General features: G+C 74.2%; 17 protein-coding genes. 8 read left to right on the top strand and 9 right to left on the bottom strand.

From position 1 onward, the window contains the following. Window positions 1-60: 60 nt before the first annotated feature. The 3 genes from ACIQD7_RS05455 to ACIQD7_RS05445 all read right to left on the bottom strand — a co-directional run bounded on the left by ACIQD7_RS05455 (window position 61) and on the right by ACIQD7_RS05445 (window position 4,327). Complete coding sequence (locus tag ACIQD7_RS05455; RefSeq protein WP_402439544.1) at window positions 61-1,686, bottom strand: SagB family peptide dehydrogenase; 1,626 nt, start codon at window positions 1,684-1,686, stop codon at window positions 61-63. 41 nt (window positions 1,687-1,727) lie between these two features. Beyond that, window positions 1,728-4,034, bottom strand: coding sequence for a TOMM precursor leader peptide-binding protein (locus tag ACIQD7_RS05450; RefSeq protein WP_402439542.1), 2,307 nt, complete (start codon window positions 4,032-4,034; stop codon window positions 1,728-1,730). 143 nt (window positions 4,035-4,177) lie between these two features. Beyond that, on the bottom strand, window positions 4,178-4,327 hold the full coding sequence (locus ACIQD7_RS05445; protein ID WP_163013837.1) for a hypothetical protein: 150 nt from the start codon (window positions 4,325-4,327) through the stop codon (window positions 4,178-4,180). Window positions 4,328-4,534: 207 nt separating this feature from the next. Between ACIQD7_RS05445 and ACIQD7_RS05440 the strand changes: the two genes are divergently transcribed. Together ACIQD7_RS05440 and ACIQD7_RS05435 are read left to right on the top strand one after the other, a co-directional pair. Beyond that, window positions 4,535-5,356 carry an AfsR/SARP family transcriptional regulator gene (locus ACIQD7_RS05440; RefSeq protein ID WP_121830649.1) on the top strand — a complete coding sequence of 274 codons (822 nt, stop codon included), beginning with the start codon at window positions 4,535-4,537 and terminating at the stop codon, window positions 5,354-5,356. Window positions 5,357-5,363: 7 nt separating this feature from the next. After that, window positions 5,364-6,176 (top strand): ScbR family autoregulator-binding transcription factor, encoded by an 813-nt coding sequence (locus tag ACIQD7_RS05435; RefSeq protein ID WP_402439540.1) that lies wholly within the window; start codon window positions 5,364-5,366, stop codon window positions 6,174-6,176. Here the strand turns inward: ACIQD7_RS05435 and ACIQD7_RS05430 are convergent. From ACIQD7_RS05430 to ACIQD7_RS05415, 4 genes are all read right to left on the bottom strand, one after another. After that, window positions 6,110-7,645, bottom strand: a complete 1,536-nt coding sequence (locus tag ACIQD7_RS05430; protein ID WP_402439538.1) for an ATP-dependent DNA ligase — start codon at window positions 7,643-7,645, stop codon at window positions 6,110-6,112. The two genes, ACIQD7_RS05435 and ACIQD7_RS05430, sit on opposite strands and share 67 nt — an antisense overlap. 13 nt (window positions 7,646-7,658) lie before the next feature. Next, a complete protein-coding gene (locus tag ACIQD7_RS05425) occupies window positions 7,659-8,117 on the bottom strand; it encodes a hypothetical protein (RefSeq protein ID WP_402439536.1) in 459 nt (152 codons plus the stop codon). 153 nt (window positions 8,118-8,270) lie between these two features. Next, window positions 8,271-9,530: an MFS transporter gene (locus ACIQD7_RS05420; RefSeq protein ID WP_402439534.1), complete on the bottom strand. Its 1,260-nt coding sequence runs from the start codon at window positions 9,528-9,530 to the stop codon at window positions 8,271-8,273. Continuing rightward, on the bottom strand, window positions 9,527-10,618 hold the full coding sequence (locus ACIQD7_RS05415; protein WP_121830644.1) for an LLM class flavin-dependent oxidoreductase: 1,092 nt from the start codon (window positions 10,616-10,618) through the stop codon (window positions 9,527-9,529). Before ACIQD7_RS05415 ends, ACIQD7_RS05420 begins: the two co-directional genes overlap by 4 nt. Before the next feature lie 245 nt (window positions 10,619-10,863). Between ACIQD7_RS05415 and ACIQD7_RS05410 the strand changes: the two genes are divergently transcribed. From ACIQD7_RS05410 to ACIQD7_RS05385, 6 genes are all read left to right on the top strand, one after another. Further along, complete coding sequence (locus ACIQD7_RS05410; protein WP_402439532.1) at window positions 10,864-11,622, top strand: SDR family NAD(P)-dependent oxidoreductase; 759 nt, start codon at window positions 10,864-10,866, stop codon at window positions 11,620-11,622. Between the two features lie 92 nt (window positions 11,623-11,714). Continuing rightward, on the top strand, window positions 11,715-12,467 hold the full coding sequence (locus ACIQD7_RS05405; RefSeq protein ID WP_390757486.1) for an SDR family NAD(P)-dependent oxidoreductase: 753 nt from the start codon (window positions 11,715-11,717) through the stop codon (window positions 12,465-12,467). Window positions 12,468-12,531: 64 nt separating this feature from the next. Continuing rightward, window positions 12,532-13,455, top strand: a complete 924-nt coding sequence (locus tag ACIQD7_RS05400; protein WP_402439529.1) for a zinc-binding dehydrogenase — start codon at window positions 12,532-12,534, stop codon at window positions 13,453-13,455. Between the two features lie 120 nt (window positions 13,456-13,575). Beyond that, a complete protein-coding gene (gene cysC, locus ACIQD7_RS05395) occupies window positions 13,576-14,157 on the top strand; it encodes an adenylyl-sulfate kinase (protein WP_402439527.1) in 582 nt (193 codons plus the stop codon). Between the two features lie 71 nt (window positions 14,158-14,228). Next, window positions 14,229-15,116 (top strand): sulfate adenylyltransferase subunit CysD, encoded by an 888-nt coding sequence (gene cysD, locus ACIQD7_RS05390; RefSeq protein ID WP_402439721.1) that lies wholly within the window; start codon window positions 14,229-14,231, stop codon window positions 15,114-15,116. Further along, a complete protein-coding gene (locus ACIQD7_RS05385) occupies window positions 15,116-16,357 on the top strand; it encodes a sulfate adenylyltransferase subunit 1 (RefSeq protein WP_402439525.1) in 1,242 nt (413 codons plus the stop codon). Before cysD ends, ACIQD7_RS05385 begins: the two co-directional genes overlap by 1 nt. Before the next feature lie 13 nt (window positions 16,358-16,370). Here ACIQD7_RS05385 and ACIQD7_RS05380 read toward each other — a convergent pair whose 3' ends face one another. Then, entirely contained in the window at window positions 16,371-17,468 is a 1,098-nt protein-coding gene (locus ACIQD7_RS05380; protein ID WP_121831491.1) for an LLM class flavin-dependent oxidoreductase, read from the bottom strand. A 15-nt stretch (window positions 17,469-17,483) separates the two neighbouring features. Then, window positions 17,484-17,990: a flavin reductase family protein gene (locus ACIQD7_RS05375; protein WP_161372603.1), complete on the bottom strand. Its 507-nt coding sequence runs from the start codon at window positions 17,988-17,990 to the stop codon at window positions 17,484-17,486. Window positions 17,991-18,051 lie beyond the last annotated feature (61 nt).

The raw sequence follows: 18,051 nt of genomic DNA, 5'->3' as shown, positions 1-18,051 counted from the left end.
CCGCAGCATAAGTAGTACCGGGCGCTCCGTGGCCGGAAGCACACGTTCCTCAGCGGGCCGTCATTCGCCGGCCCGCGCGAGGCTGCGCCGCAGTTCCTCGGTGCAGCGGACGTGCCAGTCGTATCCGCGCACCTCCACCCCGGCCGACGACGGGCCGTCCGCCCCCGGAGCGGAGGGCAGCGTGCCCAGGACGAACTCGCCCACGGCCGACTCGGTGCGCCAGTCCAGGCCGAGCGCGTGCGCGGACAGGTCGCTGTCGCCGGTGGCCAGCGCGCACGGCCCCAGACCCATCGCCGTGGACACCAGGTACAGCGTCTGCTGGAGCACCCCCACGTCCTTGAGCAGCCCGCTGTACGCGAGTCCGCTGTACTTCAGCGTCATCCGGCGGAACCGCGCCGTCATGGTGATCAGCACGTGCGGCTCGGCCGTCAGACCGGCCGTCGCGCGCGCCCCGGCCAGCAGCTCGTCCAGGCTCTCCGCCGCCATCTCCACCCGGGTCAGGGCGTGTTCCACCGGGTCGTAGTGGTACGTGCCCCGCTCCAGACCCGTGCACCTGCTCACCGTCAGGTACAGCTCCAGCGCGTACGCGCCGCCCGTGCTCGGGTACGGGCGGCTGGTGAGGACCGACTCGCCGTCGTCGGACCGGAAGTCCCCCATGGACCGCACGCGCGCCGAGCGGTACAGCAGCTCGCCCAACAGGTCCAGGTCCAGGGGGCGTTCGCCGTAGTCGCGCACCGAGCGGCGCGCCTCCAGGGCCACGGTGAAGGGCGGATCGCGGTCGAGGACCCGGTCGAGCTCGGGCACGGGCAGCGGCACCTGGTCCGGGCCCGGGTGGGGACGGGCGACGACGGGCTCCGCCGCCAGCACCTCCGCGAAGCCGTCCGTGGCGCCCACCGGGTCGTCGTGGCGGCCCTCCCGGCTGCGGGAGTGCAGCATCAGGTCGTGCGGCGACCACGGCAGCAGCGCGGGATCGTGGTCCTCGGCGAAGGCGTACGGCTCCTTCGCGGTCGCCCCCGGGGTCCCCCTGACCACCATGCCCGACGCCTCCAGGTACGACACGGCCCGGCGCACGGTGTCCACCGGCATCCGCAGCCGCCCCGCCGCCTCCTCCGGGGTGGAGGGGCGGGCGAAACAGCTCACCAGCCAGGCCGAGCGGGGCCGGTGCAGGACCACGCGCTGCCCCGAGAGCGGCGACTCGATGCACAGGCCGTCCTCGTGGGTGCGCATCGCGGCGAAGCGGGAGAGCCGCAGGACGGCCCCCGCGGGCGTGGCGGCCGGCCGGAAGCGCGCGTACCGGGAGATCGGGACCACCGAGAGCAGCGTCCTGCCGTCCTTCGTGGCCAGCGAACGCACCAGGACGTTCTCCATGGACCGCAGGAGGGGCGCCAGGACGTCCCGCTCCGGGCTCCCCGGCCCGTCCGGCGCGCTGATGCCCGCCACCACGTTGTCCAGCGACACCGGTCCGTACGACAGGCGCTCCAGGGCGAGGAGGACCACCGGGTCCGTGATCGGCAGGCGGGTCTCGCCCCAGCGGGTCGACAGCAGCGCCGCCCCGTCGGGGAAGCCGCTCGCCCGCGGGTTCCCGGTGGGCTCGTCGGGCAGTTCCAGCAGGGTGTCCTGGCGCAGTGACCACAACTCGACCGGACCGGCTTCCGACCCGGCGGGGGGCCATGGGGATGGGGGCACGGCTCAGGACCTCTCTTGCGGGAACACGGGTTTCTACGGAGTCAAAGGAACAGCGGGACCGGGTTGAGGTCCTCGTAGCGGGTGGAGGCGGACAGCCGGCCGAGCCGCACCGGGACGTCGTAGAGCCGCCCCGGGCCGAACCGCGTCCAGAAGGTCCGCAGCCCCGGCACGACCACCTTCACCACCGGCAGCCCGACGTCGGGGCGCGTCTGGTCGAGGACCAGCAGCTCCATGCCGTGCGCGGCGACGAGCTCCCCGATCGCCGCCACGTCCTCCCGCAGGTCCCCGCGGCGGACCGGCGCGCGGGAGCCGGGGACGGCAGCCGGGAGCGCCGGATCGGGCAGCAGGTACGGCTGGTTCGCCACGGTGGCGCCCTGCCACCAGGACAGCGCGGCCGGGTCGTCGCAGGAGTACCCGGTGCCGTCCGCCCGCACCCGCGCCACGGGCGGCAGCATCTGGTTGACCTCCGCCAGCGCCCGGCGCAGCGCGAGCCGGGGGTCGAAGTGCGCGCCGAACCCCAGCGTGATGTCCTCCCCGGGCTTGTCGGTGCGCCGCGAGAGCGCCGCGAAGACCGGCACGCCGAGGTCGCTGGTGAGGTCCAGGGCCCACAGCTCCCGGTGCAGGTCGGCGTGGCCCTCCCGCACCTCGCGGATCCACGGCTCGTCGAACGCCCCCAGGTCGACCGCCGGCTGCCGGGTGCGGTTGTACCACCACAGGCCGACGGCGTCCCGCTCGACCAGCTCCAGGAAGCCCTGGACGATCGCGTCCTCGACGCAGCTGCCCGCCGCGGAGCCGTTGGAGTTCGCCGAGGCGAACCGGCTCCCGGGGGTCCGGGGGGCGTTGTAGTACAGCATCGACGTCGGCAGCAGCCGCTGCCGGCCCCCGGTCAGCGACCACACCGGCGTCCAGTCCAGCGGTACGGAATCGTCCACGGGCTCGCAGATCCGGTGCGCCGGGCCGTGCGCGGCGTTCCACGCCGCGCGGTCCTCGAACTGGCGCGGGTGGAAGAGCTGCACCGCGTCCGGGTGCACGGCGCGGTCGGCGACCTCCCGGTAGGAGGCGCGGAGCGTCGGCTCGTCGCCCTGGAAGAAGCCGCTGTGCCGCTCGACCGCCTCGCACAGGGCGCTGACCCGGGCGTGGAGCGCCGTGGTGCCCTTGCCGGAGCTGGTGCTGCGCAGCCCCGCCCGCACGGAGGAGAGCCCGTCCGGCGCGTGCACCGGATTGTGCCCGGCGTGGAAGCAGTTGAGGAACTCGGGGCCCCGGCTGTCGCGCCGCACCTCCTTGACGACGCCGGTCAGCGGGTCCACCAGGTGCCCGTACCGGCGCAGCATCTCCTCCGGCGGCAGCCACCGGTCGCCGCAGTCCACGGCCGCCTTGGGGCGGCTGCGCAGGACCGGCGGGGCGGCGGCCCGGCGGGCGACGATCCCGGGGTCCCCGCACGCCGGGCACTGCGGGCGGCGGCGCACCGGGTGGTGGCGGCCGGCCAGGGTGAGCGTGTCGAGCCGCCAGATGGCGTCCTGGCCGGAATGGCGGTGCCCGGCGAGCCACTTGACGGCCTCCAGGGCCGCCAGGTGCAGCCCGGCGGCGCGGCCCGCGGCCAGCGACGAGGGCGGGGTGAAGGCGCGCCGGCCCAGCGCCCGGTCCAGATAGGTCTCGGCCGGCCGGTTGCGGCGCAGCGCGTCCGTGACGCAGGTCCAGCAGGGGCCCTCGCCCGGTCGGAACACCGGCCCGATCCACGGCTGTTCGCCCACGAACCGGACCAGCAGCCACGGCACCCCGGACGCCCGGTGGGCGGCGTCGACCGCGCCGAGCGCCGGGTCGGTGTAGTCGTCGCAGACGACGAGGGCGAGACCGGGAGCGGCGGCGGCACCCGTGGCGGTCGCGGCCCCCGGGGTCCCCGGACGGTGCAGCCGGACGCCCGACGCCGCGAGCGCGTCGGACAGTTCCGCGACGCTCGCGCGGCTCGCCTCCCCGACGCCGACGACCTCCACCGGGGTGCCGGCGGTGCGCCGGGTGGCGGCCACGCCGTCCATCCCGGCCAGCTCCCAGAACGCCCGCTCGGCGGCCGGTCCCGCCGCCGACGGGTCCCGGTCGTCGAGCAGCCCGGCCGTCAGCAGCCCGGAGACGATCCGTTCCGCCTGCTGCGCGGGGATCGTCCGCCCCGCGTCGGCCACCAGCCGGTCGAGGCTGCGGGTCCCGTCGAGCAGGGGCGCGAGGGCGGTGACGCCCGGGCCCCGCAGCGCCGTCACGCCGCGTTCCGACACGAGGTACACCCCCTCACCGGGGACGACCTCCGGCTTGAGGTGGGGTTTGAAGGCGAGACCCGCTCTGCCGGTCCGTTCATCCATCACTGCTTCCCCCTTGACGCGTGAGACGGGAACTTTCGCTTCGGCGTGCGTACGCGTCGCGCGCCCGGGCCGTTCGGTCACGGCCACGGAACGGCCGGCGGGCGCGCGGCGACGGTGGAATTCCGGAACGCTTTCCCGGCGCCTCAGTCGCCGTAGACGTCGACCCAGCAGATGCAGGTTCCCGGCTGGAACTGCTCGGCGGTCTGCGGGACCAGCTCCTCCACGACGAGTTCCTCGTACACGGCGGGAGCGGTGGCGACGGCGGCGGTGGCGACGGCGTGCGTGATGTTCATGACTCCCCCTCGGACGGTTCCGCCGCACCCTGCGGCGGTGGCAGGAGTCTGTCCTCCGGTCGAGGGCCGTGGGCAGGTGCCTGGCTCATGAGCCTCGTGTGAAGTTCTCATGGTCGTTCCGGGTGTGCCTCACCCTCGCCCGAGGAGCCCTGCACTGGCCCTGGAGAACGCCTTTTGGAAGCCTCGACGGAGTGGAGAGGAGAAGCGATGGACCTGAAGGTTCTCGGTATGTTCGACGTACGGGTGGGCGGGGTTCCGGTGGCACCGTCCGCGTCGAAACCGCGCCAGCTGCTGGCCACGCTCGCGGTGCACGCGGGCCAGGTCGTGTCCGTGGGGGCGCTGATCGGTGAGCTGTGGGGGGCGAAGCCGCCGAGGAGCGCCCAGGCGACGCTGCAGACGTACGTGATGCAGCTGCGCGGAGCCGTCGGCGCGGCCCTCGAAGCCGGCGGCGGGTCCGCCGGGGACGCGAAGCGGATCCTGGTGACGCGGCCCGGCGGGTACCTGCTCGACCGGGGGAACGGCACCAGCGACGCCCAGGAGTTCGAGCGCCTGTCCGGCACGGCCTTCCAGGCCCTCGCCGACCGCGACGACGACACGGCGGCGCGGGCCCTGCGCGCGGCGCTCGGACTGTGGAGGGGCCCCGCCTTCGGGGACGTACAGGCCGGGGCGCTCCTCGCCCTGGAGGCCAGGCGGCTGGAGGAGGCGCGCCTGTGCGTGCAGGAGCACCGCATCGAACTGGACCTGCGGCAGGGCCGCCACCGCGAACTCATCGGTGAGCTGAGCGTGCTGGTGCAGCAGCACCGCACCCACGAGAACCTGCACGCGCACCTGATGCTCGCGCTGTACCGCTCCAGCCGGCGCACCGAGGCGCTCGGCGTCTACCAGCGGCTGCGGGGCACCCTGGTCCACGAACTCGGCCTGGAGCCCTCGGAACAGCTCCGCGAGCTCCAGCACGCGGTGCTCACCGCCTCGCCCAAGCTCCTCGACGTGCCGGAGGCGGACGGCCGCCGTCTCATACGGGTGGGGTGAGGGGACGATGCAGGAGCGATCCGAGCGCACCCGGGCCCGGCTCGTCGGCGCCGCCGCGGAGCTCTTCGACCGGTACGGGTACGCCGAGGCGCGGCTGGGGGACATCAGCCGGGTCGCCGGGGTGACCAAGGGGGCGCTGTACTTCCACTTCGCGAGCAAGCAGGAACTGGCCGCGGCGGTCCAGGAGAGCGGCTGCCTGCTCCTCGACGAGACGGTCCTCGCCCTCCGCCGCGACGGGCGGCCGGCGCTGCAGTCGCTGATCGACACCACCCACGCCCTGGCCGTATGGGCGACGGGCGAGCCGGTCGTGCGGGCCAGCTTCCGGCTCGGGCGCGAACGCGCCGACGGGGAGAGACCGGTGCTCAACTACCACCTGGTGTGCGTGGCGGCGGCGGGGCGGCTGCTCGCGCGGGCCGCCGAGGAGGGAGCGTTGCGGCGCGGCGTGGCGGAGGACGCCGCACGGACGCTCGTGGCGGGGATGATCGCCGGGATCGAGGCGGCCGCGTGGAGCGGCGCCCCGTACCCGGAGCTCTCCTCCTGTCTGAGCGAGGCCTGGACGCTGGTGCTCCGGGCGGTCGCGGAGGAGGAGGCGGCGCGGGGGCTGCGCACCGCCCCGCCGCCGGGCCCGACAGCGGACCTGGATCCGACGGTGGACCTGCATCCGGCGGTGGACCCGGGTCCGACGGCGAACCCGGATCCGGCGGTGGGCCCGGGTCCGGCGGTGGGCCCGGGTCCGGCAGTGGACCCGCCGGGTCAGGGCAGCAGGGCCGTCACCGTTTCCACCGTGTCCGCGTCCGCGGGGAGCTTGTCCTCGCGGTAGCGGACCACGCGGGCGAAGCGGAGGGTGACGCCCGCCGGGTAGCGGGTGGAGCGCTGGACGCCGTCGAAGGCGATCTCGACGACCAGTTCGGGACGTACGGCGACCCCCCAGGGCTCCTCCGTGACCGTCAGCTTCCGCAGCCGCTCGGTCTGCCAGGCGAGCAGGGCGTCGGTCAGGCCCTTGAACGTCTTGCCCAGCATGGCGAAGGAGCCGTCGGCCGTCCGCGCCCCCAGGTGCAGGTTGGAGAGCGTCCCGGTGCGCCGGCCGTGGCCCCACTCGGCGCCCAGGACCACCAGGTCCAGGGTGTGCACCGGCTTCACCTTCAGCCAGGAGGTGCCCCGGCGCCCCGCGCTGTAGACCGCGTCGAGGGACTTCACGACCACGCCCTCGTGGCCCCGCTCCAGCGCCTCCGCGGCGAACGCCGTCGCCGCCACGCGCTCCCCGGGGTCGGCGGGGTCCGCCACTACGAGCCGGCGCACGCGCTGTGCCTCGGGCACCAGCCGGTCGAGCAGCGCGCGCCGCTCGGCGGCCGGGGTGGCGAGCAGGTCCTCGCCGTCGGCGTACAGCACCTCGAAGAAGACCGGGGAGAGCGGCACCGCCGTCCGCGCCCCGGCCACGTCGAGGGTGGAGCCGGTCCGTCCGGACGTCTCCTGGAAGGGCCGGGGCCGCCCCCGCTCGTCGAAGGCCAGCAGCTCCCCGTCGAGCACCACCTGGCGCACCGGCAGCGCACGGGCCAGCGCCACCACCTCGGGGGTCCGGCCGGTGATGTCGGCGAGCGTACGGGTGAAGACGCGCACCTCGTCGCCGTCGCGGTGCACCTGGACGCGGATGCCGTCGAGCTTCTCCTCCAGGGCGCAGGGGCCCGTCCGGTCGAGGGCCTCGTCGACGTCCTTGGCGGTGTGGGCCAGCATCGGCAGGACCGGGCGCCCCACCGTGAGCCGGAACCCGGCGAGGGCGGACGGGCCCTCGGCGAGCAGCACCTCGGCGACGGCGGCCGGCGAACCGCTCAGCATGACCGCCTGCCGGACGTCGGCGACCGGCGCCCCGGCGGCCGAGGCGAGGCCCTCCACGGCCACGGCGTCGAGGGCGCCCTGCCGCAACTCGCCGCTGATCAGCCGGAAGAGGAAGAGCTGCTCCTCCTCGGTGGCGGCGCCCATCAGCTCGTCGAGGAGCCGCTTGCGCTCGCCCTGGGCGCCCTTGCCGGACACGGCGGCGATCCGGCCGAGGAGCGCGTCGACCTCCCGCACCCCGAGCCGTGGCTCGGCGGCGGGTTCCCGCCGCTCCTTGAGGGTGTTCCAGCCGACGCCGATCCTGCGCTGCGGCAGTCGCCCGGCCATGTACATGATCACGATGGGGGCGTCGGCCGGTTCGGCCGCCCGGAACAGCTCGGCCAGCAGCGCGACCTTCTCGGTGCGCGCGGAGGCGGCGCCGATGTCCCGGGACGCCCGTGCGATGTCGGCGAGTCTCATGCGGAAAGCCCTCTCAGTCGATGCTGCCCTGCTTGCGCAGTCTGCTCACCCAGGCCTGCGCGGTGTGGCGCGGCACACCGAACCGCTTGGCGACGGCGCCGACGCTTCCGCCGAGTTCCCCGTAGGCCGCCACGACCACGTCGGTGTCGGGCATCTTCCGGTAGGGCCGCGGACGGTCCTCGGCGGAGGTTGCGGGAGCCGCCGGGGCGACCGGGGCGAGGGGAACGGGGGCGGCGGGCGCGGGCTGCGCCGCCGGGGCGGCCGAACCGGGGCTGATGGCACGGACCAGCAGGTCGAAGTCGACGGTGGGAAGCGCGCGGTTGTGCAGTCCCGCCCCACCCGCGGCACGCACGGTGAGCTCCACGATGCGGGGCCCGTCCGTGGTGTCGACCCGTACGGTGGTCTGGGGGCCGGTGAGGTCCGGCTCCCCGTCGCTGCCGGTCGGAGTGATGACGATGACGTATTCGCTCATTCTGCGCCTCCTCGAGAGATCGTCAGTCTACTCTCGATGGAGACTGTGATGGGTTCGACGGGAAGCCTCCCTCACGGACGAGAAGCCTTCCCGAGGACGGGAAACCTTCCCGCGAACCCACCACGGCGTCCTTCCGGACCCGTCACGCCGTCGTCAGTGACCGCCCCCGCCCCCGCCCTCCTTCCCGCGCAGGCGCGGGGCGTCCACCAGGAACGCCACCAGGACGGCGGCCGCGGCGATCAGGGCGCCGGCCGTCAGCGCGCCCGTACGGGGGTCGAGGCCCAGCATCAGCGGGACGCCCACGGCCCCGCCGAGCTGGGTGGTGATGTTGACCATCCCGCCCGCCGTCGCCATGTCCCGGGGCCCGGTCCGCTGGGCGAGGGTGCCGTTCGCCGAGATCATGATCCAGGTGATCCCGAAGCCCATCAGCAGCACCGAGGGCAGCACGCCCGTGGCGTACGGGGTGCCGGGCCCGGCCGCGGCGAGCCAGGCGGTGGCCGCCGCGACGAGCGCGGTGCCCGAGGCGAGGAGGGCCTTCGGGGTGAGCGTCCGCAGCAGCAGGGGCGCGCCGAACACCGAGTTCGCCACGACCACCGCCGCCAGCGGCAGGATCGCCAGACCCGCCCCGGTCGGGGACCAGCCCGCACCCTCCTGGAGCGTGTAGCTGATCACCGTGAAGCCGCCGAAGGTGCCGATGTTCGCGGCGAACACGGCCAGGAAGACCCCGGCCCTGGTGCGGTCCCGCAGCACCCGGAGGGGGAGCAGCGGCCCCGTGGTGCGGGGCCCGGCCGGTTCGTCCGCCGGGATCGCGTACAGCGCGACCGCGACCGCGAACACGGCGAGCGGAGCGAGCCCGTACATGCACCACCGCCAGCTCGCGTGCTCGGTCAGCAGACCGCCGAACAGGACGCCGAGCCCGCCCCCGCCGCCCGCCACGGCGGTGAACACGCCGATGGCGGTGACCCGTTCGCGCGGGTCGGGGAAGGTCCTGGCGAGCAGCGCCATGCTGGCCGGGGCGAGGGCGAGCGCCCCGAACGCGCCCTGCAGGGCGCGCAGGACGAGCAGTTCGCCGGAGCCGTCGGCCGTACCGGTCAGCAGGGAGGCGGCGCCGAAGCCGGCCAGACCGGTGACGAACGCGCGGCGCCTGCCCAGGCGTTCCGAGAGCCGCCCGGCGGGCAGGAACAGCAGCCCGAAGGCCAGGGTGTATGCGGAGACCACCAGGGCCCGCTCCGCGCCGGTCAGCCCGAGCTCCCGCTGCACCGAGGGGAGCGCCACCGGCACCAGGTTCATCTCCATCACCAGGGTGAGCTGGGCGGCGGCCAGGGCCGCGAGGGCCCACCAGCGCAGCGGGGAGGCGGCGGGGGGATCCCCGGCGGCCCCGGCCCGTGCGGGAGCGGTGTGGGCCGTGGTCATCGCTCCTCCGCGATCAGCCGGGCGAAGGGCAGCCGGGGGGCGACCTCCTCGGCGAAGAGGGTGAGCGCGCGCGCCGACTCCTCGTAGGACACGTGCCCGGAGTGGGTGGTGAGGGTGAGGTCGACGTCCTCGCCGTACCAGCCGGCGATCCGCTCGATCTGGGCGGCGACCTCGGCCGGGTCGCCCGCGAGCACCCGCCCCGCCTCGACCCGGTCGTCGAAGTCGGAGGAGCCGCGGGTCGCGGCGTCGGCGAGCTTCTCGTACCCCGGGTAGGCGGAGCTGCGGGTGCCCGCCCAGGACAGCGTGGCCGCGGAGATCTTCTCGCCGTACACGCCCTCCAGTCGGCGGCCCGCGGCGCGGGCGCTGTCACCGTCCTCGGCCACGTAGCAGGGGTAACTGAGCTCGATCCGGCCGGTGTCGGGCTCCAGGCCGGCGTCCACCCGGCCCTTGCGATAGGCGGCGATCAGCTCCTGGACCCGCTCGGTGGGGGAGACCGCGGCGATGATCTGGAGGCCCCGGCCCGCCCGTCCGGCGGCGGCGCAGGAGTCGACGCTGGTGGTCACGGCGGAGAACACCGGCGGGTGCGGCAGCTGGGCCGGGCGGGGCAGCAGGGTGACCGGGCCGAAGCGGTGGAAGGAGCCCTCGAAGACGACGTCCTCCTCCGTCCACAGCCGCACGCAGGCCTCGGCGCCCTCCTCGAACCGCTCGCGGCTCTCGTCCATGGGGATGCCGAACGCGGCGAACTCGTCGGGCAGGAAGCCCCGGCCGAAGCCGACGTCGAGCCGGCCGTGCGAGATGTTGTCCAGCATGGCCAGCTGGCCCGCCAGCTTGATCGGGTGCGCGAAGGCCGGGATCACGGCGCCGGTGCCGATCCTGATCCGGTCGGTCACCGCGGCCGCGGCGGCGAGGAACGTGGTGGGGGAGGGGCTGTAGCCGCCGTAGTCGAAGAAGTGGTGCTCCACCACCTTCAGCTGGAAGTAGCCCAGCTCCTCGGCCAGCCGGACCAGGCGCAGCCCCTCGTCGTAGTACTCGGCCGGGTTCTTTTCCCCGGGCCCTGCCGTCGGGAAGTACAGGATGCCGAACCTCATACCGCTCCTCGTTCCGTCCGCCGGTGTGGTGTCGCGTGCCGGTGTGGTGTCTCGTGACGATTTCCGAGGCTGCCAAGTCCTCCTGGACGGGCCGTCGACGCCGGAGCGGGGAGCGCTGGGCTCCCGATAGAGACTCTCAAGACTTTATTGTTGTGTGTGCAGAGTTTGGGTGTAGTCTCTTGATGTGTTCTCGCGAACGGAGGACCGCTGGAGGATCCACGCCGAGGACCCGGAGGAGTGCACTGATGGGACAGTCCGGAAACGACCGCCGCTCCGTGGTGATCACCGGCGGAGGCACCGGCATCGGCCGGGCCGCCGCCCACGCCTTCGCCGACGAGGACCACGACGTCCTGATCGTCGGCAGGGACGAGACGGCGCTGAAGGAGGCCGCGCACGGCCGGCCCGCGATCCGGTACCTGGCGCTCGACATCACCGCGCCGGGCGCCCCCGAGGAGATCGTGCGCACCGCCGTCACCGAACTCGGCGGCGTCGACGTCCTCGTCAACAACGCCGCCGTGGTCAAGCGGCAGCCGCTGGAGGACGTCGACCGGACGATCGCCGAGGAGCAGATCGCCACCAACCTGCTCGCCCCGCTGCTGCTCACCCAGGCCGCGCTGCCGCACCTGCGCACCGCCGGCGGCGTCGTCGTCAACGTCAGCGCCTCCGCGGCCGTCCGCGGCTGGGCGGGCAGCTCGGTGTACGGCGCGACCAAGGCCGGTCTCGACTTCCTCACCCGCACCTGGGCCGTCGAGCAGGCGCCGCACGGGGTCCGGGTCGTCTCGGTCTCCCCGGGGCCCGTGGAGACCGGCATCGCCCGCGCCTCCGGCCTCGACGACGAGCAGATCGCCCGGCTGCGCGCCGCCCAGAAGGCCGGGGTGCCGATGGGCCGCATCGGACAGCCCGAGGAGATCGCCTGGTGGATCGTCACCATGGCCCGCCCCGAGGGGGCCTTCGCGACCGGCGTGGTGCTGCCGGTCGACGGCGGAGCCGCGACCAAGCTCTGACCGGCCCGCGCCGGACCCGCCCCCGCCCGTCCCACCTACCTGTCCCACCCGTCCCACCCGTCCCTTCCCCCCCTTCAGCTCTGAGGAGACGCATGAGACTCACCGGACCGCGCCTCGACGGGCGCGTGGCCGTCGTCACCGGCGCCGGACGCGGCCTCGGGCGGCGCATCGCCGAGGCGTTCACGGCCCAGGGCTGCCGGGTGGTGGCCTCCTCCCGCACCGTCGACCAGCTCAAGGACTGGGTGGAGGCCCACCCCGGCCGGGCCGCCGCCGTGGCGGCCGACGTCCGCGACCCCGAGGCGGTGGAGGCCCTGATGCGGACCGCCCACGAGCGCTTCAACGGCCTGGACATCGTGGTGGCCAACGCCGGGGTCAGCAGGCCCGGCCCGGCGGCGGCGCTCTCGGCCGAGGCCTGGGACGAGGTGATGGGCACCAACCTCGGCGGAGTCGTCAACTGCACCCGCGCGGCCGTCCCCTACCTGGAGGACTCGCCCGCCGGGCGGATCGTCAACCTGTCGTCCGTCCTCGCCTCCCGGCCCGTCAGGGGCGGAGCCGCCTACTGCGCCTCCAAGGCCGCGGTGGAGGCGTACACCAAGGTCTGCGCCCTGGAGCTGGCCGCCAAGGGCATCACCGTCAACTGCCTCGCCCCCGGCTTCATCGACGACGGCATGGGCCGCGAACTGCGCGCCAACGAGGCGGTGTGGGCCCAGTACCGCACCAAGCTCGCCACCGGCCGGATGGGCACGGGCGACGAGGTCGCCCAGGCCGCGGTCTTCCTCGCCGGCGGGGACAGCGGCTACGTCAACGGACACGTCCTCGAGGTCAACGGGGGCGTGTCGTGGTAGCCGCCCCCTCCTCCCCTTCCCCCTTCCCCCCGTCCCGTCGTCCCGGCCGTCAGGAGAGCCCCCGATGAAGGCGCTGATCACCACCGGCGAAGGCCCGTTCGGCCTGCGGCACGAGGAGGTCCCGGACCCGGTGCCGGCACCCGGCGAGGCGCTCGTCCGCGTCCGCGCCGCCTCCGTCAACCGGGGCGAGCTGGCCCTCGCCGCCGTCTCCCCGGCCGGCACCCGGCTCGGCTGGGACGTCGCCGGAACGGTCGTGCGGGCCGCGGCCGACGGCTCGGGCCCGGCCCCCGGCACCCGGGTCGTCGGCCTCGCCGACGGCGGCGGCTGGGCGGAGCGGGTCGCCCTGCCGGTCTCCCGGCTGGCCGCGATCCCCGACGCCGTCACCGACGAGCGGGCCGCCGCCCTGCCCGTGGCCGCCCTCACCGCCTGGTACGGGCTCCGCAAGGCGGGCCCGCTCCTCGGCCGCACCGTCCTGGTGACGGGCGCGGGCGGCGGGGTCGGCCGGATCGCGGTGCAGCTGGCCGCCGCGGCCGGCGCGCGCGTCGTCGCGTGGACCGGCTCCCCCGACCGGGGCCGGGGCCTGGCCGAACTCGGCGCGGAGGTCGTCGCCACCTACGAGGAGGCGGCGGGCGGCGGCTCGGACGTGCTGTTCGACAGCGTCGGCGGGGAGGTGCTGACCCGGGCCTTCGTCACCCTCCGGCGCGGCGGGACCGCCGTCGTGTACGGGAACACCACCCGCTCCGAGCTGGTGCTCCCGCCCGACTGGGGACGGGCCAGGCCGGGGGTCTCCCTGCACAACGTCTTCCTCTTCGACGAGATCGAGCGCCAGGACCCCGCCGCCGACCTGGGCACCCTGCTGGGGCTCTGCGCGGCCGGCCGGCTCGACCCGCAGGTCGCGGCCACGGCCTCCTGGGACGACCCGGCCGAGGTGCTGAAACGGCTGGAGGGCCGGTCCGTGAACGGGAAGGTCGTCCTCCGGCTTGGCTGAACCCCCTGGGGGCACAGCCGAGTTGCTCCCGAGCGACTTCACGAGCGACCACCTCACGAGCGACCGACGAGTGAGCGGGCCCGTCCGTCCTCCGGGCGGGCCCGCCGAGGAGCTGAAGCCATGGTTGTGACGGCACACCGTCCCGCCTCCACCCCCCTCTGCACGTGCACCCGGGGAGCCACGATCTGGCTCACCGGCCTGCCGAGCGCCGGCAAGACGACGATCGCGTACGAGCTGGCCGGACGGCTGCGCGGCGAGGGCCACCGCGTCGAGGTCCTCGACGGCGACGAGGTCCGGGCCTTCCTCTCGGCCGGGCTCGGCTTCGGCCGCGAGGACCGCGACACCCACGTACGGCGGGTCGGCATGGCCGCCGAGGTCCTCGCGCGCAACGGCGTGAAGGTCCTGGTACCGGTCATCGCCCCGTACGCCGACAGCCGCGAGGCCGTCCGCAAGCGGCACCGGACCGCCGGCGTCCCGTTCCTGGAGGTGCACGTCGCCGCCCCGGTGGAGGTGTGCGCCGCGCGCGACGTGAAGGGCCTGTACGCGAAGCAGGCGGCGGGCGAGATCAGCGGGCTCACCGGGGTCGACGACCCCTATGAGGCTCCCGAGGCGCCCGACCTGCGGATCGAGTCCCAGAACCAGACCGTGCGGGAGTCCGCGGCACGGCTCCACGCGCTGCTCGTAGAGAGGGAACTGCTGTGACCGTCGCCGCCGTCCCCGGCACCCCTTCCGCGTACGCGCCCGTCGCCGCCCCGGCGGAGACCCCGTTCGCGCTGTCGCACCTGGACTCTCTGGAGTCCGAGGCGGTGCACATCTTCCGTGAGGTGGCGGGGGAGTTCGAGCGGCCGGTGATCCTGTTCTCCGGTGGCAAGGACTCCATCGTCATGCTGCACCTGGCCCTGAAGGCGTTCGCCCCGGCCCCGGTGCCGTTCACCCTCCTGCACGTCGACACCGGGCACAACTTCCCCGAGGTGATCGACTACCGCGACCGCACGGTCGCCCGGCACGGGCTGCGGCTGCACGTGGCCTCGGTGCAGGACTACATCGACGCCGGCACCCTGCGCGAGCGTCCCGACGGCACCCGCAACCCGCTGCAGACGGTGCCGCTGACCGAGGCCATCCAGCGGCACCGGTTCGACGCCGTCTTCGGCGGCGGACGCCGGGACGAGGAGAAGGCACGGGCCAAGGAACGCGTTTTCTCCCTGCGCGACGAGTTCTCCCAGTGGGACCCGCGCCGCCAGCGCCCCGAGCTGTGGCAGCTCTACAACGGCCGCCACGCCCCCGGCGAACACGTCCGCGTCTTCCCCCTGTCCAACTGGACGGAGCTGGACGTGTGGCAGTACATCCAGCGGGAGGGGATCGAGCTGCCGGAGATCTACTTCGCGCACGAGCGCGAGGTGTTCGCCCGCAACGGCATGTGGCTGACCGCGGGTGAGTGGGGCGGGCCGAAGGACGGCGAGAGCGTTCAGACGCGTCTGATCCGTTACCGGACGGTGGGCGACATGTCCTGCACCGGTGCCGTCGACTCCGACGCCACCACGCTGGACGCGGTGATCACGGAGATCGCCGCCTCCCGGCTCACCGAACGCGGCGCCACCCGGGCCGACGACAAACTCTCCGAAGCCGCGATGGAAGACCGCAAGCGCGAAGGGTACTTCTGATGACTGTCGACACACTGCGTCTCGCGACCGCCGGCTCGGTGGACGACGGCAAGTCCACCCTCGTCGGCCGGCTGCTGCACGACTCCAAGTCCATCCTCACCGACCAGATGGAGGCGATCGTCCGGGCGTCGCGCGGCGAGGTCCCCGACCTGGCGCTGCTCACGGACGGTCTGCGGGCCGAGCGGGAGCAGGGCATCACCATCGACGTGGCCTACCGCTACTTCGCCACCGCACGACGCCGGTTCATCCTCGCCGACACCCCCGGCCACGTGCAGTACACCCGCAACATGGTCACCGGCGCCTCCACCGCCGAACTCGCCGTCGTCCTCGTCGACGCCCGCAACGGCGTCGTCGAACAGACCCGCCGCCACGCCGCCGTCGCCGCCCTCCTCCGCGTCCCCCACGTCGTCCTCGCCGTCAACAAGATGGACCTCGTCGACTACGCCGAGCCCGTCTTCGCCGCCATCGCCGAAGAGTTCACCACCTACGCCACCGAACTCGGCGTCCCGGAGATCACCGCGATCCCCATCTCCGCACTCGCCGGAGACAACGTCGTGGAACCCTCCGTCCGGATGGACTGGTACGGCGGCCCCACCGTCCTGGAGCACCTCGAAAGCGTCCCCGTGGGCACCGACCCCTCCCTCTTCCCGGCCCGCTTCCCGGTGCAGTACGTGATCCGGCCGCAGACCGCCGAACACCCCGACTACCGGGGCTACGCCGGGCAGATCGCCGCCGGCGTGCTGCGCGTCGGGGACGACGTCACCGTGCTGCCCTCCGGCCGTACGACGCGGATCACCGGGATCGACCTGCTCGGCCGTTCTGTCGACACCGCGTGGGCGCCGCAGTCCGTCACGCTGCTGCTCGCCGACGACGTCGACGTCTCCCGGGGGGACGTGATCGCCCCCTGCGACGCCGTGCCGGACACCACGCGGGACATCGAGGCCACCGTCTGCCACCTGCACGAACGCCCGATCCGGCCCGGGGCCCGGGTGCTGCTCAAGCACGGCACCCGGACCGTCGGGGCGGTGGTCGGGGAGCTGCCGGGCAAGCTGGACCCGACCCGGCGGGACGGCCGGCACGAGCGGCCGGAGAGCCTCGGCGCCAACGACATCGGCTCCATGGTGCTGCGCACCTTCGAGCCGCTGCCCCTGGACCCGTACGCCCGCTCCCGCCGCACCGGCTCGTTCCTCCTGATCGACCCGGCCGACGGCGCCACGCTCACCGCCGGCATGGCCGGGTGACGACGGGCACCGGTCAGCCGGTGAGCACCGCCTCGGACTCCGGGGCGGCGGCGGTGGCGGTGAACTCCGGCATCACCTCCCGGGCGAACAGCCGCATGGTGCGCTCCGACTCCTCGTGCGGCATGTTGCCCGAGATCACCTGGAGGCTGACCGTGCAGTCGCCGTACCACTCCCGGATCTGCCGCACCTGCGCCCGCACCTGCTCGGGCGAGCCGACCAGGGCCTTGCCCTCGTCGACCTGCTTGTCGAAGTTGGCACTGTTCACCTTGGCCACGATGCGCCGGTAGCCCTCGTAGTCGCCGCTGCTGGTGTGGGCCCAGGCGGACACCGCCTTCACCATCTTGGCGTTGGTGTGGGCCGAGTAGCCGCGGCCGAGCTCCCGGGCGGCGGCCGCGTCCTCGTGGAGGTAGCTGCCGTAGCTGAGGTGGACCTCGCCGGTGGCCGGGTCGTGCCCGGCCTCCGCGCGGGCCCGCCGGTACAGGTCGATCATCTCGCGGGTGCGCTCCGGCTTGTTGATCGAGGGCACCAGCATCAGCCCGCGTCCGGCCCGGCCCGCCGCCTCGCAGGACTCCGGGGTGATCGACGCGGCGACCAGCACCCTCGGGTGCGGGCGCTGGGCCGGGCGGGGCAGCAGGGTGACCGGGCCGAAGCGGTGGAAGCGGCCGCTGAAGACCACGTCCTCGCCCGCCCAGAGGCGCTCGCACGCCTCGACGCCCTCCTCGAACCGTTCGCGGCTCTCGTCCATCGGGATCTCGAAGGCGGCGAACTCGTCCGGCAGGAAGCCGCGGGCGAAGCCCACGTCGAGCCGGCCGTGGGAGAGGTTGTCCAGCATGGCCAGCTGCCCGGCCAGCTTCACCGGGTGGGTGAAGGCCGGGATCACCGCGCCGGTGACCAGCCGGATCCGCCGGGTGCGGGCGGCCGCCGCGGCCAGGAAGGTCACCGGGTCGGGGCTGTAGCCGCCGTAGTCGAAGAAGTAGTGCTCGACCGTCTTCACGTGGTGGAAGCCCAGCTCCTCGGCCAGGACGGCCAGGCGCAGCGCGTCGTCGAAGTGCTCGACCGCGCCCTTGTCGGCGGGCCCGGTGGTGGGGAAGAGGTTGATTCCGAACTTCATGGCTTCTCCGGGGGCCTAGGGGGTGGTGACGAGACGGTGCGCGGACGGGGTGTCGTACGTCCGGCGGTAGTACGTCAGGGGGGTGGCGTCCGGCGCGTGGCCGCCGTGCTCGATGCTGCCGACGAGGACCCAGTGGTCGCCCACGAGCTCGGCGGTCCGCAGCCGGCACTCGGCGACCGCCACGACGTCCTCGGTGAGGACCGGGGCGCCGCAGGCGTGCGGGGACGGGGTCCAGGACGTGCCGGTGAACTTGTGCTCGTCGGAGGAGGCGAAGCGGTCGGCGAGCGCGCCGCGGCCCGCGGCGAGGAAGTTCACCGCGAAGCCCTTCGCGTCGAGGATGGCCGGCAGGGTGTGGGACCCGCTGTCGGCGCAGACGAGCAGCAGGGGCGGGTTCTTGGACACCGCGGTCACCGCGGTGCAGGTGAATCCCTTCGGGCCGTCCGCCGCCGCCGTGGTGACGACGGCTACGGAACTGGAGAGCGCTCCGAAGATGCTCCGGAACTGCTCGGGTTCGACAGGCATGGACGCTCGCCCCCAGAGGTGTGGCCTGAGACCTGGACGGGTGGTGGACCCGAGCAGCGTG

This window comes from Streptomyces sp. NPDC093071, from assembly GCF_044754545.1.
In the GTDB taxonomy this organism is placed as follows: domain Bacteria; phylum Actinomycetota; class Actinomycetes; order Streptomycetales; family Streptomycetaceae; genus Streptomyces.
The sequence above is the reverse complement of the archived record's forward strand: the minus strand, read 5'-3'. Positions and strand labels throughout refer to the sequence as shown.